Origin of the sequence: Stieleria mannarensis, from assembly GCF_014154935.1 — a bacterium.
GTDB lineage: Bacteria > Planctomycetota > Planctomycetia > Pirellulales > Pirellulaceae > Stieleria > Stieleria mannarensis.
The window spans coordinates 1-13,915 of record NZ_JACEHH010000043.1; the positions used below are offsets into that span (position 1 = coordinate 1).

Annotated in this window: 15 protein-coding genes; 12 read left to right on the forward strand and 3 right to left on the reverse strand. The window is 58.2% G+C overall.

Features of this window, described 5'->3' with window-relative positions; genetic code table 11:
• From H1B37_RS33435 to H1B37_RS24340, 9 genes are all read left to right on the forward strand, one after another.
• A partial coding sequence (locus H1B37_RS33435) for a hypothetical protein (protein WP_220498353.1) occupies positions 1–184 on the forward strand: 184 nt, incomplete at its 5' end.
• Between the two features lie 162 nt (positions 185–346).
• Positions 347–811 carry a hypothetical protein gene (locus tag H1B37_RS24305; RefSeq protein ID WP_182869751.1) on the forward strand — a complete coding sequence of 155 codons (465 nt, stop codon included), beginning with the start codon at positions 347–349 and terminating at the stop codon, positions 809–811.
• A gap of 289 nt (positions 812–1,100) precedes the next feature.
• Positions 1,101–1,634, forward strand: coding sequence for a GNAT family N-acetyltransferase (locus tag H1B37_RS24310; RefSeq protein WP_182869753.1), 534 nt, complete (start codon positions 1,101–1,103; stop codon positions 1,632–1,634).
• 569 nt (positions 1,635–2,203) lie between these two features.
• Complete coding sequence (locus H1B37_RS24315) at positions 2,204–2,815, forward strand: hypothetical protein (RefSeq protein ID WP_182869756.1); 612 nt, start codon at positions 2,204–2,206, stop codon at positions 2,813–2,815.
• Positions 2,812–3,228 carry a hypothetical protein gene (locus H1B37_RS24320; protein ID WP_182869760.1) on the forward strand — a complete coding sequence of 139 codons (417 nt, stop codon included), beginning with the start codon at positions 2,812–2,814 and terminating at the stop codon, positions 3,226–3,228. Before H1B37_RS24315 ends, H1B37_RS24320 begins: the two co-directional genes overlap by 4 nt.
• Entirely contained in the window at positions 3,149–3,595 is a 447-nt protein-coding gene (locus H1B37_RS24325) for a hypothetical protein (RefSeq protein WP_220498354.1), read from the forward strand. Before H1B37_RS24320 ends, H1B37_RS24325 begins: the two co-directional genes overlap by 80 nt.
• A 189-nt stretch (positions 3,596–3,784) precedes the next feature.
• Positions 3,785–4,207, forward strand: a complete 423-nt coding sequence (locus H1B37_RS24330) for a hypothetical protein (RefSeq protein ID WP_182869766.1) — start codon at positions 3,785–3,787, stop codon at positions 4,205–4,207.
• Positions 4,208–4,396: 189 nt separating this feature from the next.
• Positions 4,397–5,044, forward strand: a complete 648-nt coding sequence (gene msrA, locus H1B37_RS24335) for a peptide-methionine (S)-S-oxide reductase MsrA (RefSeq protein WP_182869768.1) — start codon at positions 4,397–4,399, stop codon at positions 5,042–5,044.
• 155 nt (positions 5,045–5,199) lie between these two features.
• On the forward strand, positions 5,200–5,892 hold the full coding sequence (locus H1B37_RS24340) for a hypothetical protein (RefSeq protein WP_182869770.1): 693 nt from the start codon (positions 5,200–5,202) through the stop codon (positions 5,890–5,892).
• 303 nt (positions 5,893–6,195) lie between these two features.
• Here the strand turns inward: H1B37_RS24340 and H1B37_RS24345 are convergent, their stop codons facing one another.
• From H1B37_RS24345 to tssK, 3 genes are read right to left on the reverse strand one after another with little or no spacing between them, the layout of a single operon-like run.
• On the reverse strand, positions 6,196–8,319 hold the full coding sequence (locus H1B37_RS24345) for a type VI secretion protein IcmF/TssM N-terminal domain-containing protein (protein WP_182869773.1): 2,124 nt from the start codon (positions 8,317–8,319) through the stop codon (positions 6,196–6,198).
• A gap of 36 nt (positions 8,320–8,355) precedes the next feature.
• The gene (locus H1B37_RS24350; RefSeq protein WP_182869775.1) at positions 8,356–9,006 is read right to left on the reverse strand and encodes a DotU family type IV/VI secretion system protein; all 651 of its coding nucleotides are present in this window, start codon (positions 9,004–9,006) and stop codon (positions 8,356–8,358) included.
• Positions 9,007–9,009: 3 nt separating this feature from the next.
• Positions 9,010–10,440: a type VI secretion system baseplate subunit TssK gene (gene tssK / locus H1B37_RS24355; RefSeq protein WP_182869781.1), complete on the reverse strand. Its 1,431-nt coding sequence runs from the start codon at positions 10,438–10,440 to the stop codon at positions 9,010–9,012.
• On the opposite strand from tssK, the gene H1B37_RS24360 reads away from it, so the two are divergent.
• The 3 genes from H1B37_RS24360 (at position 10,428) to tssA (ending at position 13,873) form a co-directional block, all read left to right on the forward strand.
• Complete coding sequence (locus tag H1B37_RS24360; protein ID WP_182869784.1) at positions 10,428–10,736, forward strand: hypothetical protein; 309 nt, start codon at positions 10,428–10,430, stop codon at positions 10,734–10,736. The genes tssK and H1B37_RS24360 overlap by 13 nt on opposite strands.
• Positions 10,737–11,008: 272 nt before the next feature.
• Complete coding sequence (locus H1B37_RS24365) at positions 11,009–12,340, forward strand: hypothetical protein (protein ID WP_182869788.1); 1,332 nt, start codon at positions 11,009–11,011, stop codon at positions 12,338–12,340.
• A gap of 345 nt (positions 12,341–12,685) precedes the next feature.
• Positions 12,686–13,873 carry a type VI secretion system protein TssA gene (gene tssA, locus H1B37_RS24370; RefSeq protein ID WP_182869799.1) on the forward strand — a complete coding sequence of 396 codons (1,188 nt, stop codon included), beginning with the start codon at positions 12,686–12,688 and terminating at the stop codon, positions 13,871–13,873.
• Positions 13,874–13,915 lie beyond the last annotated feature (42 nt).

The following is a 13,915-nucleotide window of genomic DNA, read 5'->3' on the forward strand; positions in this document are numbered from 1 at the left end:
CTACTTTCTCGAACGTCCCAAAATCGACCGCGACTTCTTTTTCATTGCATTGCCATATGCGTTATTCGTGTTTCCAGGAGGACCACTCTTGGGTTGGTATATCGGAACAATGCTGTGGCACGCTCTTGAGGACCGATACCACGTAACGAAAGAACGAGACGAGTTGTCCGACGAGCACAGGTGAAGAATGAATCAATTGCACACAAGCTTCGCCTGAGATTGAGAAGTTGGCACTGTTCGTCAGGACCTGCTCTAATCCAGTCCTGGGAGCGGTCAAAAGAAAGCACACAGGATTCGGAGAGGCGTTCGATCCCCGTTTCTCCGTATGCGCGGATTGGTCGCAACGATGACTCCACGATTTAGTTTGCGTCAGCTGATGTTTGCCTTGACGATCGCCGTCTTCGGCGTGTGGTCGATCTCGATCGGGCTTTCCCGCGCGCGGCACAACGCGGACGCATCCCAGAGTACCTACGCCGCGAGATTGGTCGCACAGATGTGTGTTCGACACATGAGTTTCAACGGTGATTCGTGGCCGAAAGGCTGGCAGGAACTCCGAGATGACTTCGCACCATGCATGGCACGCACGCGTCAATCGTGGGATTTCGATGACCTCAAGGAACGGGTCGGCGTCGATTGGAACCTCGATCCGGCGGATCTTTTGACGGTGCCGGATTCTGCCACCGTGATCTGGGTTGCGAGCGATCCAGATTTTCCATTTCACGGCACAACTCCAAACGCCATCGTGCTTCGGCACCTTCACGATCGGAATCGTCTCCAAAACGTTGGCACGGTCAAAATGGATGCGTTCTAATCTCGCCCTGAGGTTGGATCAACTAAGGCTGGAAATTCGCTGACGCACGATCGGATTTGCGCAAGCACTAAAGCGAATCGATTGCTTGTCACAACCCGAATGTCGAGAGCCGATCACGGAGATTTGCTGTGACGAACATTTTTGGTATCAACGACATGAGTGCTGTAGATTTAAATCGCCACGTTGGTCGGTTTCCGGGGGCGAGTTTCTTCGTCGCAACGACGCAAGCCGCCACTGCGATGTGGATCTAAACGTGTCCGTTTTTCAACTACCGATCGAGACGGACCGAATGTTGATCCGTCGCCTGATTCAAAGCGACCGCGATGCCCTGTTTGCGATCTATGGTGACGCCGAGAACGCGCGCTACAACTTCTATCGGCCATGGACAATCGAGCAGGTTGAATCGCACATTGATGCGCAGTCACAGATCGATGTTGATTCCCCCGGAATTGCGGTGATGCTGGCGGCATTGTTGCAAAACTCCGACGAGTTGGTTGGTTGTGTCCAGCTGACCAATGTCAGCCCTGACGATCGTCAATCCGAAATCGGCTACTCATTCAACCGATCCTATACTGGGAAGGGATTGGCGACGGAGGCTGTTGTCGGAGTGCTCGGCTATGCCTTCAACTGTCTCGGGGAGCATCGAGTGTGCGCGGGTGTGGACACCCGAAACGAGCGTTCATGGCGACTTCTGGAACGCGTCGGGATGCGAAGAGAAGCGCATTTCATCGATGCAAATCTAGAATCGGATGGATGGTCGGATGACTATGTCTATGCGATGTTGGACTACGAGTGGAACCGCAAATATGCGAGCACCATTTAGCAATCGCAGGAGGGAACCGATTACCCAGACCCCATCTGACAGCACGACTCGTTGCCGGCTGGCGTTGTGTGGAAAGACGTTCATGTGTCATGCCAGTTCGGCAATCTCCCCCTGATCGCCCGAAACATTCTTCCCAAACGTGAGCAGTTTGATGGCGTTCACAAAGAATCCGACAAGCTCGACGACCAAAAGGTCACGCTAATCGGGCATCTCTTAATTCCTCAGTCGCAGCCAGAGGGGCGGTTTATCTTGGATGACCCACGTCTGCCCCGCGTTCTCGAGCAAGATTCCGATTCGAGAGTGACGCTTATCGTCGAGCGAATCACGCCAGGAACAGCGGGCCCGAGCTACGTGCACGGTTTTGCCAGCAGAACTTACTCGACTGCCAGCCCTCCCACGCTCCGCGTGCGAAACGAATCGCACCGCGAATTGATACGAGGTGGATCGTTAACCGCTACAATCATTGACCTGTAGTTGATGCTGATTGGAGAAGACGCATCCGCATGACCTGCAAATGGTAACGTGGATACGATGCCCTGCGTCTGGATGATTCGAGGAAGGTGGCCATCATGATGAAGCATCTTTCGACGCGTTCGAAGCTCGGGCTCGGTGTTGCGGCTGTTGTGATTGGCGGGCTGTTTGCGGCCGTTATGCCAAACTTCACGCCGGTCAGCAAATTCGAAGGCATCTCGTGGGTTGTCTTTACGACGCCCGATGGAATGTGTCGAGGTGTGTTGCCTGACGATTTTGAATACAACGCTGATGAACTGGAGATCGATGGACAGGTAAGTGAATGGGGGCAATGGATCGGCGACACCCGGGTTGCGATCGCGACACTCCCGACCAATCTGGGAAGCAATGAATCGGCCGAGGACCGGTATGAAAGCTCTGCCATTGGACTTGCCGAGGCCTGGGACGGGTTCGTTGTCCTGAGTGAGTCGATCGAGAGCGCTGGGGTTGAAGGCCGACACCAGATCATCAACACCGGTCCGGTCGTTTTCCGTCGACATTTCTACATTGTCAATGAAATTGCCTTGATCGCTGTTGCCACCTATCCGGCACACGATCATGATGAATCTGTCGTCGAGCACTTCTTGTCTCGGTTTGAGTTGCTTCGGGATGGTGATCCCGTCGCACCGCTTGATCCAGTAGGCACTCTCAACTCACGAGAACCCGAATGATCCGGCAATTCCACATTTGGCACCTGATCGTCGCGACAACGGTGGCGGCATTGCTGTTTGCGACACTGCAGCTTCCAGCTTCGATCGCACAAGCGTTGGTGGTCGTTGTGGTTTTCGGAACATTTCACGTGTTGATAGCGCGGCGGTGCAACTGCTATGAGAGCGTTTTTGCGGGTGCCGTCGCCGCGTTGTTGGTCGCGACATTTTTTTCGAGTGTCAACGGCGGGTGGTCGCTGGGCAACGGTTGGATTGGGATGTTTCTCGATCCGATGTCGATCTTGCGTTGGATCACGATGGCGACCGTTGGGGGTTTTGTTCAGGTAAACTACGTCCATGCCTTCCGAGAACAACAACGACAGTTCCAGCGCGTTTCTGCGGGTTCGATCACCGAAGCTGGGCGTGATGCCCGGTGAGGAAGAGGAGCTGGTCAACGAGGGGACGTATGGAAAGGCGTTCGCGCTGTATCTGCGAGATGCGTTGGTGCAAAACGGTTTCCAGGCAACGCAAGTCGCGTGCGAAGATTGGGGATGGTGGGTGACGGTTGCGGGGTTGCCGTTCTCGTGCGGCATCGGGATCTATGGGATGCGAATCGATGATTCGGATATGCTTGATCTGTGCGTCACCGTGCTGACACCTCGTGGCAAGCAATGGAGTTGGGGCCGATTCCGATTGGTCGACACCACCGCGGACGTGGATCGGCTGCACGAGGCGATTCGTGAGATTTGCGCCGACGACGATGAAGTGACGATCGTCGCCGAGACGCCGGATTTTCCGCTTTGAAAGTCGAAGGGGCTGCGGAGAATGCTGGTGTTCAGGCAGAAATTGACTGTCTGCGGGAAGAAAGGTGAACGAACACATCGACCTTCCCGGCCAGACGGAGGCTCTTGCGGAGTTTAAGAAGACCGTGTTTGGGCAAATGCCAAAGTCTAAGCGAGAATTCGGCTGATGCGGTTTAGCTTACGGACGCTCATGATCGTCACACTCGTAATCGCGGTTGCGGTGGCGGCTGTTTCGGCGTACTGGCGTCACCTTGGCGGGCAGGTTTACTACGCTCGCCGGATCGAGCGACAACTGGAAGGCCTTCACGGTCGGTGTCCTCCGTCCATGACGGCTGCACAGTGGAGTTGCATGGTCGACTGGACAGGTAATTTGCACGGAAACAGTCTGATTCCCTTTCAAACCACGCTTGAAGAGATCTCCGAGTTTGAAGCCCGCTTGAAGGAGCGACTCGATAAACCAGTTGATGCATCGACGATCGAGTGGATCTGGGATGAGTACGCCGTGGTCTGCGACGGCGGCAAGAATTACCAGAAGTTTCGCTTGATGGTCAATGAGGAGTTGAAGGCACGGGGTTCGCCCGTGTTGCTGGAAGCACACGTGGATTCGCGATAGGTGCTAACTTGTTTGTGATACACTATCAACGATGTTTAGGACCGTCGGAAGAATATGTGGCGGGGATCGATTGTGGGATAGGCTTCCGGCCTGTCGTTTTCGCCATGACAGGATGGAAGCCTGTCCCACTTATTCTTCCGACGTTCCTTAATTGGGAGAGCCGACGCCGAATCGAAGGGGACGCAATTGATGAATGTCAGTCGACGCAATGCCGTTTTGTGCTCCGTGTGGATTGCATCCTACATCATCCCGCAAGCGGTCCTAGCCGATCAGCCGGAACGCGAAACGGCGACGTTCGGCGGCGGGTGCTACTGGTGCGTGGAGGCGGTGTTTCAACGGATCGAAGGTGTTTCGAATGTCCGCCCGGGATTCATGGGCGGGCGAATGAAGAATCCGACCTACCAACAGGTGCTCACGGGACGGACCGGTCATGTCGAGGTGATTCAATTGGAATTTGACCCCGACGTCGTTTCCTACAACACGCTGTTGCAGGTGTTTTGGCGGACCCACGATCCGACGACGAAGAACCGGCAGGGGCCGGATTTCGGACCGCAATATCGCAGCGTCGTGTTCGCCCACACCGAGCAACAGCAGGAGGTCGCGTCGGAGTACAAGCGATTATTGAATCGGCAGCAGGCGTTCAAATCACCCATCGTCACGACGATCGAACGCGCCACCACGTTCTATCCCACCGATGCGGATCACCAGGATTACTTCAATCGTAACCGCGACAAACAGTATTGTGAGGCGTACATCGTTCCCAAGCTGAAGAAGTTGCAGACATTGTTTCCCGAACACGTGAAAGACGACGCGGGAACTTCCGACGTCGTCGAATAGGCATTAAAGGACAGCGGGAGTTCGCAACTGCAAGAAACACCTGCAGGCTCATTAACCGTACCCGGTGAAGCAGATCGGAAAAGAGAGGGTTTGACATCGCAGCGCACGTTTCCAAAACCCGGGTTCCGTTTCGTCTCGCGGCGGGATTGTTGGGCATGCTTTTCATTGCCTTCTCGTTCTACCGTGTGCTCGGTGGGGCGGCGGGCTGGATTGAATTTGTCACCGCGATCGTCGCTGGGCTGATTGGCGTGCAGTTCGTGTATTCCGGGTTGACCGGGCGGTGGACATCATTGTTTGAACGCTTGAATCGTGATCGAGAGGAACGAACTCCCGGAAACTTTTTAGTGGTTGATCCGGTGTCGTGTGAAGTTGCCGACACCAACGTTGGCCGTGCGTCTGGATCGCCAATGCAAGCCGTCAATCCTTATGCGCCACCGAGTGACCTGGATGCGACCTTGATCGCTGACGAGACACCGAATGCCGGAGCAACACTGCAGGTGCTGACGCAGCAGTTCTTGGACGGTCACCGGTTCATTCACTATGGCGTCGTATTTTTTCTCGATCCAGACGACGACGCCTCCATCCATGCAGCTCTTCCGCTTGTTTCGCAGCGTCAGGTCGATGCGCGTCGAAACGTCGACGAAGCAATCCGTGTGCTGCCCGAATTCCTGGATTCACTGCCTGCTGCGAGACAATCGGTCGTTGGGCGGAACCTGGTGATTCGAATGGTCGAATCTTATGAACGTTTTGATCAGGAGGTTGCTGATCGTGTGGTGGTTCGATGGGAGGCGGGGAACGTGAAATGCATCGATCTGCTGCACATCGATAGACCCCCCAAATACTCATGAATTTCGTGAAGCAATTGTCACCGACTCTCTTCACTTCGGCGCGGAGAATCCTACGTCAGATCTTCCACGCTTCAATGCTTTATCGACCCTAGGGAGTCCCCCTCTCCCCCGGAAAACCTGACTCGCTGAAGCTCGCCAGGTTTTCCGGGGGAGAGGGGAGCCAGAATCACAACTATCGTCTTGCAACGAAAGGAGTTTGCCAACATTCTGTTGCTCGCACGGCTAGTGGGACAGTGATAGATTTCACGTCCCGAGCTCCGTCGCATGGTGTTCCCTGGCGGAGCCTGAAAACAAGTGCAGACACTAATCAACGACAAAGTTCTGCACGACCAGCAGGGCGGTCAGCAACAGTGCGATGATCCATCCGAGGATGGTAAAGGTGGTCAGCAGGTGTTGTTTGCGGCGTGATTCGGGCGTCCACTGGACCTTGGATTGTTCGTCGACCAGTTTGTCTTTGAACACACCGCGGACGAAGGCGGGTTGTCCGGTGGTCGCTCCGCTGGCCGCGAAATAGCAACCGCTGAAGAAGAATGAATCGTCGTTGTCGCCGACGACGTCTTGCTCACTCGATTCGCAGCCGAACGCTTGGCCGAGCACGATGCGGAGTCGCGGTTTGAGTTCGTGTCGGATCTTGCAGGCGAGCGCATACAGTTTGCGGTTGCCGCGTTGTTGTGCCAGTCCGTCTTCGCGGCTGAACAGTCGGTACACCCAGTCTTCGAAGGCATCGCACAAGCGGTCGCTGTGGGTGTTCAATTCATCCGGCGTCGGTCGGCTGCGCAGATCAAAGCGTCCTCCCAGTCGTCGCGATAACAATCCCGACTGCAGCCGACGAACCAGCTCGGTGAACCCTTTGTCTTGTTCCAGGCCGACCAGCATGGCGGTGACCGGGCAGCGAACGCCCAGAGTTTGCTGGATCGTTTCGACATCGTTGCGGGCGGATTGGGCGATCGCGGAGAGTTGCAGCGGACCGACGCGAGAGAGTTCGAAGGGGATCAACGTCACCGCGCCATTGATGCCACACATCGGCCGCCGTGCGCGTTGAAGCAATTTACAGACATAGCGCAGACGCGGGATTTGGTCGCTGGTGTCCAGTGATGCCGGAAGAGCGACCTTCTTGTGGCCGCCGCTTCCGTGCAGGGCCAACGGGGCGTTGGAGGTCGCCAGGGGCTGAGTGGGGCGCGCCGATCCGGGGGATGCCTTGGCGTCGTCGATTCGATGCGGAGTTGAATCGGAAGCCTCACTCGGCCGTCCCAGCGCACGAGGCGGTGTCGCCGTCGCTTGCGTCGTGTCCGCAGTGGCGGCGCGGGTGTGCGAGCCGGCTGGTTGGGCAGGCGCAGAAGGTTGGCTGGGCGGGTATTGGTCAAATGAAATGGTACCTTCGTACCGCGGTGCCGGTCGCAACGCCTCGCCCGCCGCTCCGCCGCCGGACGCGGGAGACGTCGATTGTGGTCGCGGCGTATCGGCGGCTGGTGTTCCAGAACGCGGTTGCGGCTTGGTTGCCGGCACGTCGAACGCAGAGGATCGCGGCGGCGTGGCGGCCGTTTCACGCGGCGAGCCTGATTGTGGCGAGGAGTCGATGGCGTGCTGGCCGATGGTGCCCAGGTAGGGCTGCGGCTGCGATGACGGTGGAGTCGGCGGGGGGGATTGCGGCGCCGGGCGCATCGCGGTTTCTTTCTTCAGCGGCGTCGGCTTTGATGCCCCGGCCGGTGCAGCCGTTGGTCCCGGGGCGGCACGCTCGATCTTTTGAATCCCGTTCAAGCCGGTCGCCGCACCATGCGCCGCGGTCGAAGGGCTTGCTGTCGCGCCGCTGCCGCCTTCGGCCGCCCCGCCGGTGCGGCGGCGTGCGATGCGGCCGGGCGCCACGTTCATCGACGCTGGCGACCAACGCCCCATCAGCGCGCTCAACGAACTGGCCCCTGGACAGAACAAATAGATCGCGTCGCTGCTCATGTACCACTGCAACGCATGGCTGACGCCGGACGAGTCGGGGACGCCGTGGATCGTTAATTCGGTGTCCAAGGCTTCCATCAACCCTTGTTCGGTTTCGTTACCGGCGGATCCGAGAATCAGGAAAATCGGATAGTCCGACGGCGAAACGCCCTTGGCCCGAAGTGCGTTGATCCCGGCTTCCCAGGCCCGGTCGATATCCGGGAACTCGCCCTCGATCACTTGGTTCCAGCGCCGGATGCCCCAGTAGAGCACCAGCGGGATCAGGATCACCAATGCGAATTCGATCGCGATGTGAAGCGGCGACACCGCGTGGATCAGACGAACGCTTTGGGATCCGAACAGCCGAAAGATCCAGACGACGACCAGGATGACGACCAGCACCAGTGCCGTTACCGCCGCCGATTTTCCGGCCAGCGTCGTGGGCAAAAAACGACGGTGCAGCGGAAGTTTTTTTTCGGGCGACGGTTCGTTGGACATGGTCACGATCGTTGGCGGTCACTGTGACGAGCGTCATCAGGTGCGGAAGAAGGAAAGGGCGAGCAATCCGGCCAGCAGGATGGTCAGCAGCCACGGCCAGACGAGTCGTGCCCGCGTCCAGTGGGGAACCGCAGGGACAAGGTTGCGTTCGCATTCTTGGCCTGCGGTGGCGTCGTTCCAGCGTTGTCGCGCCTGGGAGACCGCGTTTCCGTATTCGGCGGCCCAGGACGGCAAGTCGGTCGCCAATCCGTATTTGTCGATCAGCATCCGGTTCAACTTGGGATCGCGATACAGACCTCGAAAGCCCAGCATCACGCAAACATAAATCAGTTGCAGTGCGTCATCGGACCCGGAATTCAGTGCCGTCGTCGCGTTGACGTAATACAAGTCGTTGCAGCGTCTGGAATTGAACAGCGTCCACTCCAGCACGTTGTCGCGCCACCAGTGTTGGCCGGGCCAGATGTGGGCATCGACCAGCATCTCGTCGATCCACGTGACCAACGCGTACTTTGCCAGGTCCCAATCGTCGGTGTGTCCGGCAAGCCGGCTATCGGCCTGTTGCAATAACCCCTCGAGCGTCCGTTTCTCCTCCGCCGGAGCGATCTCCGCTCCCGCATCGATTCGCTCCATCAGAGAAAACGCGTGGATCAGAATCGGATCGATGGCGTCGGCAAATCTGGGCGTCATGACTTAGGTGCGGATGGCGAAAAGGGCGAATCGAAGTCGGGCGCGATTGCCGTCCGGGGTCACGACATCCAAATGCCTGGCGCCGGTCAGTTCGTCATAGTTCCGCACCCGCATCGCAACGGTTTGCGTGCGGCGAATCTCGGGCCATGCCGGCGATTCGTACTCATCCTGCGAAACCTTGTAATAGGTCCAGTACTGACGCGAGGGCAGGTCGGGGATCGTCGTCGACACGATCTCGCGGCCCAGCCCGTTCTGGCGGACGTGGAAAAAGTTCTCGACCTGATCGGCGCTGGCGAACACCCAATACCATTCCGGTGATCGCTCCAACAGCTCGCGTAAATTCGACTCGCTCGCCCCGCCACGTTCGACGCCCAAGTACCATTCCCAGTCCGGGTCGAACCATTCGGGACCCAACCGAGCCTGCATCATCGAGCCGTGGCCTTCGAAGTTGGCGCGCAAGTATTCGTCGAACTGGGTGGCGTACAGGATGCCCAAGATCTTTTCGCGGATGTCGGCGAAGATGAATCCCAGGTTGTCGTGGTCGTACGGTTCGACTTCGATGGCACGGCGTTCGGGGCCGAAGATTGACAACCGGCCCAGGATGCGAGCCAATTCCATGTAGGCGTCGAAGGGGTGCACGCCCAGGGCGGGCCCCATCACGTCCAAGGTGCTGTAGGCTTCGTTCAAACGGTCCAGCATCGAGACGCGGCCGGAATCGGCCGGTTCCAGACTGTGGCGACCGACACTCAGCTGACGCACCGGTTCGCTGAGCGTGTCCATGTGTCCGCTCAGCACATCACGGATCCCTTGGATGTAATGTCGACGCAGGTAATGCCAGGAGTGGGTCGACAGGATCGGCGGGATGTAGTTTTCGTCGATCACCGGTTGGGATTCGCGTTCGCCGGCGCTGCGGACGCGGGCGATCGGCAGCACTTCGTAACCGGCCGTGTCGCTGCCCACGATCAGTTTCATGTTCAGCCGGCGGAATTCGATCGGTTGGCCGCTGTCTTGCCCATTTTCGTCGGGAACGGTCGATTGGGTGCGTGTGAATCGGGCAACACCGTTGGTCGCATCAGCCGTGACGTTTTCACCACCCAGGTTCAATTTGGGCACGCCGATGTAAATCATCAGTGACGATTCCGACTCGGTGGCCGGCTGGGCATCGAATGCCGCCTTCAGATCGACCTCAAGTTCCTGGCCGGCATCCAGGCGAATCAGTGTGCCATCGCGCAGGCGGGCGTCGAGTTCTTCGACGCGAAAATGCCCGCTCGCCAAGGCGTCTTGATTGTATTGGAATGCGTGCAGACCATATCCATAGGGATGATCCCAGCTTTCGGATGTGTGCGACAGTTCCAACCAATGTCGATCGGCTGCCTGGAGATGGTGGGGTCGTACGAACAGCCCCTGGTACCAATGCACGCGTGGATTTTTCATACGCCGGTCAGGCCTCGGTTAATCATCAAGTCGACTCTTTGCTGTCTTTTTCTCGCGGCCCGCTCATTATGCGCCTCTGCCGGCGGATCTCCTACAGCAGTCATCGTCATGTCCATCCGGCAAAATCACCCGGAATTCCGCAGCCGACGTTCATTGCATGGGGCGTGAAACTGAAGCGGCCCGCCCTCGGAGCCTGTTTACAGGCTTCCAACCGGGCCGTCATCGGCATCCGCCTTGCTGAAGATCCGTTCCCACCGGCCAATCCGGCAGGAAATGAAACGGTCGGACGCGAATAACCGACAAATCTTACCCAATTCTCATGACCGTAAGGATCTGATCGGCCGATAAATCGACAGAGACCCGCGAGGGGCGATCAATCACGTCGGCCGATTGCACCGCCCGGCTGGCCGCTCGGGTGCATTGATTCTGGTTCTCGTATCCCCCAGAGACTTTAACGATTTCAGTGACGAATCTTCGGCATGTCACATTGCGTCCCCTGATTGGGATACTGTTCGGGTGCGCCGTCGGCGCGCTCGGTGCGGTGTCGGCTCAGGATCCGCCGGTGCCGATGAATCAACCAATGACGCCCGCCGACGCCGCGTTTTCGTGGACCATTGACGATCCGAAACCGGTCGAAGGCCTGTTGCTGCCCGGCGGCGTTGCCGTGGCTGAAGTGCAGGCGCGCGGTAACGCCGATGTGAATGCGGCGACCGCATCGCAACCGAGTGACGTTCCCGATGCCGGGCGGCCACGGATTCTGTTTCAACCGGCCGTCCCGACCTGGGACCCGGCGGCGGGCACGATTCTGAAACCGACCGTGCATCTGGCGGATGATCCCGCGGCGGAGATTTTGCCGACACCGGCGCCCGCGTTTTCAGAACAGATTCCGGCGGCGATTCCTACCGAAGGCGACCGCATCCCGATTGTCCAAGACCTTCAGCCCGATCGTGTGTGGGTGCCCGAGGGTGCAAGTCAACGCTTCGAAGCATTTCGCAATCGTCGTCGAAAGCCACTGGCCAATCTGTTTGACAATGCCGTTCGCGCGATCCGCAGCCAACGGGGCCGGGACTACGGCGTCGGTGTCGAGCGATTGCCGTTCGCGTTGTTCGAGATCGACGCCTCACAGCCGTCGAACAACTTTCGTCTGCGATTCGAATCGGCAAGCGACTGGGAATTCGCCGATCGCGTGGAATACTTCTGGTCCAAGATCGGTGGCAAGGGGCCCGAGTTCGCCAATCCATTGACCTTCGAGCCGTCGGTCGACTACCAGGACATCCGTTTGTCGTTCGAAGTCGGCGGGAAGAAGTTTTCGGCGACGACTGAGCTGCCGCTGCGATTCATCGACCCCACCATTCTGAGCAATACAGGGGGAATGGGGGACATGGTGATCACGACCAAGACGGTGATGATCGACGGTGATTCGTTGCAGCTGACACAGGTCTTGCGGAATCAGTTGCCCACCGGATCGGCCAAACGCGGACTCGGCAACGGCCACGTGTCGATGGAGCCGGGGTTCGTTGCACGCTACAAGTGGAGTGAGCGAACGCTGATCCACAACGAGTTAAAGCTTTGGTTTCCGATCGGCGGCCAGCCGGGATTCTCGGGCCCGGTGTTGAGATACGGGATGGGGTTTGCGAACGTTCTGTATGACAGTGACACGTTCGCCATTCTTCCGACCTTCGAGATCGTCGGCTGGTCGATCCTGACTGGACAGAAATCGGTCGGGGCGGTCAACCCTCAAAGTATCGACGGAGAGAACATCATCAACCTATACCCAGGCGTGCGATTTGTGAGTGACAAGCGGCGGCTATTCGAGTTGGGGATCAGCGGCGGGGCCAGCGTGACCGAGCGGCATTGGTATCGCAGTGTGTTGCGATTGGATCTGCGTTGGACGTTCTAGCCGATGGCATCAGCTCGCCGAATTAAGAGCTTCAAGAGATGCGTGGCGCCGGGACAACCCTCACGCGACAAATTTTTTCCACCCGCCGCACATTGACGACTGTAGGAATTGTATCTTGAACGGTATCACCGGTGTTTTCCGTCCATCCGACCGTGGTGGGGCAAATCGTGACTGCCAAAATTCCTTGTCGACGACGACATCGCTATCGATGTTCTAGGGTTCCCAAGACCAACGTTCAACGCTTTTTGCGATTGACCCTCTCTCGCGACGTGGCGGCGTCGTTCGGCACCATCTCTGGTGCGTTTTCGTTCCATCTCATTCGCTTTCCGGAAACTTAATACGCTGATGGATCTATCGGATCACGAAACACTGCTGGCGCCGATTTCCGATGACGAACCCTGCGGTCCGGACTTGGAGTACGATGCGGAGTTCGGAGAGATGGAGCGGGCTGCGCAGAGCAGCGAAGAGCAGCAGTTCGGTGACACGATCGTCGAGGCGGAACCGCCCGATTGGAAAGATGTCAAGAAGCGTGCCGAAGCGCTGTTGTCGCGCACCAAAGACATGCGCGTGGTCGCCTACTTGGCCCGCGCCACGCTGAATCAAGACGGTGTGATCGGTTTTTCGCAGGCAGTGCATTTGCTGCGAAGTTATCTGGAGACGTTTTGGGACACGGTTCACCCCGAACTTGATCACGAGGACAACGACGATCCGACCTATCGCATGAACACATTGATCACGTTCTGCGACGAACAGGGGATCATGAAGGAGTTGCGTGACGCGCCTCTGGTCGCCTCGCGCACCGTGGGACGATTCTCACTCCGCGACGTCGAACACGCTCGCGAAGCCGCCGAAAACCCGACCGAAGAGGACGAGGCCGGTGAGGCGGGTTCCAAGGGGCCGACGCTGGCCGTGATCGAAGCCGCGTTTAGCGACACCGACATCGAAACGATTCAGGCGACCGAGGAGGCACTGCGATCGGCGGCCGAGGATATCGACGCGATCGAAAAGTTTGTCACGCAACAGGTTGGCGTCACCTTTGCCGTCAGTCTGGCACCGCCACGGTTGTTGCTCGAAGAGATGGACAAGTTTGTCGTCTCGCAACTCGAGCGGCGCGGTGTCTATGCCGACCAAGCGGAAGCCGAAACCGCAGACGAATCCGGTTGGGGCGATTCCAGTTGGGATGACAGCGGCGGCGGCGATACCGACTCATCGGGCGATGCCGCGGCGGCCCCCCCCCCAGCGGCGCAGGGCTATCGTGTCAACGGCAAGATCACATCACGCAAAGAAGCGATCAAGGCGCTCGACGACGTGTGCGATTTCTATGAAGAAAACGAACCGTCCAGCCCCTTGCCCCTGCTGATCCGCCGCGCCCAACGACTCGCCTCGAAAAGCTTCCTGGACATCCTCCGCGATTTGGCGCCCGACGCCGTCTCGCAGGCCGAAGCCTTGGGGGGAAGCTCGGACAGTTCCGATTCCTCCTCTTCCAGCAGCGATTCCGACGAGTCGGCTGCCGACGATTCATCAACCTGGTGACCTCACAATTCCTACCGCGGCGGGAAGTGCTCGCCCGAATTC

Coding starts and splice junctions, on each gene's coding strand:
- H1B37_RS24315 (WP_182869756.1), top strand. CDS start 2,204: ATGATGAAGCATCTTTCGACGCGTTCGAAGCTCGGGCTCGGTGTTGCG.
- H1B37_RS24365 (WP_182869788.1), top strand. CDS start 11,009: ATGAATCAACCAATGACGCCCGCCGACGCCGCGTTTTCGTGGACCATT.
- H1B37_RS24340 (WP_182869770.1), top strand. CDS start 5,200: ATGCTTTTCATTGCCTTCTCGTTCTACCGTGTGCTCGGTGGGGCGGCG.
- H1B37_RS24310 (WP_182869753.1), top strand. CDS start 1,101: ATGTTGATCCGTCGCCTGATTCAAAGCGACCGCGATGCCCTGTTTGCG.
- H1B37_RS24330 (WP_182869766.1), top strand. CDS start 3,785: ATGATCGTCACACTCGTAATCGCGGTTGCGGTGGCGGCTGTTTCGGCG.
- H1B37_RS24350 (WP_182869775.1), bottom strand. CDS start 9,006: ATGACGCCCAGATTTGCCGACGCCATCGATCCGATTCTGATCCACGCG.
- tssK (WP_182869781.1), bottom strand. CDS start 10,440: ATGAAAAATCCACGCGTGCATTGGTACCAGGGGCTGTTCGTACGACCC.
- H1B37_RS24320 (WP_182869760.1), top strand. CDS start 2,812: ATGATCCGGCAATTCCACATTTGGCACCTGATCGTCGCGACAACGGTG.
- tssA (WP_182869799.1), top strand. CDS start 12,686: ATGGATCTATCGGATCACGAAACACTGCTGGCGCCGATTTCCGATGAC.
- H1B37_RS24345 (WP_182869773.1), bottom strand. CDS start 8,319: ATGTCCAACGAACCGTCGCCCGAAAAAAAACTTCCGCTGCACCGTCGT.
- H1B37_RS24325 (WP_220498354.1), top strand. CDS start 3,149: ATGCCTTCCGAGAACAACAACGACAGTTCCAGCGCGTTTCTGCGGGTT.
- msrA (WP_182869768.1), top strand. CDS start 4,397: ATGAATGTCAGTCGACGCAATGCCGTTTTGTGCTCCGTGTGGATTGCA.
- H1B37_RS24305 (WP_182869751.1), top strand. CDS start 347: ATGACTCCACGATTTAGTTTGCGTCAGCTGATGTTTGCCTTGACGATC.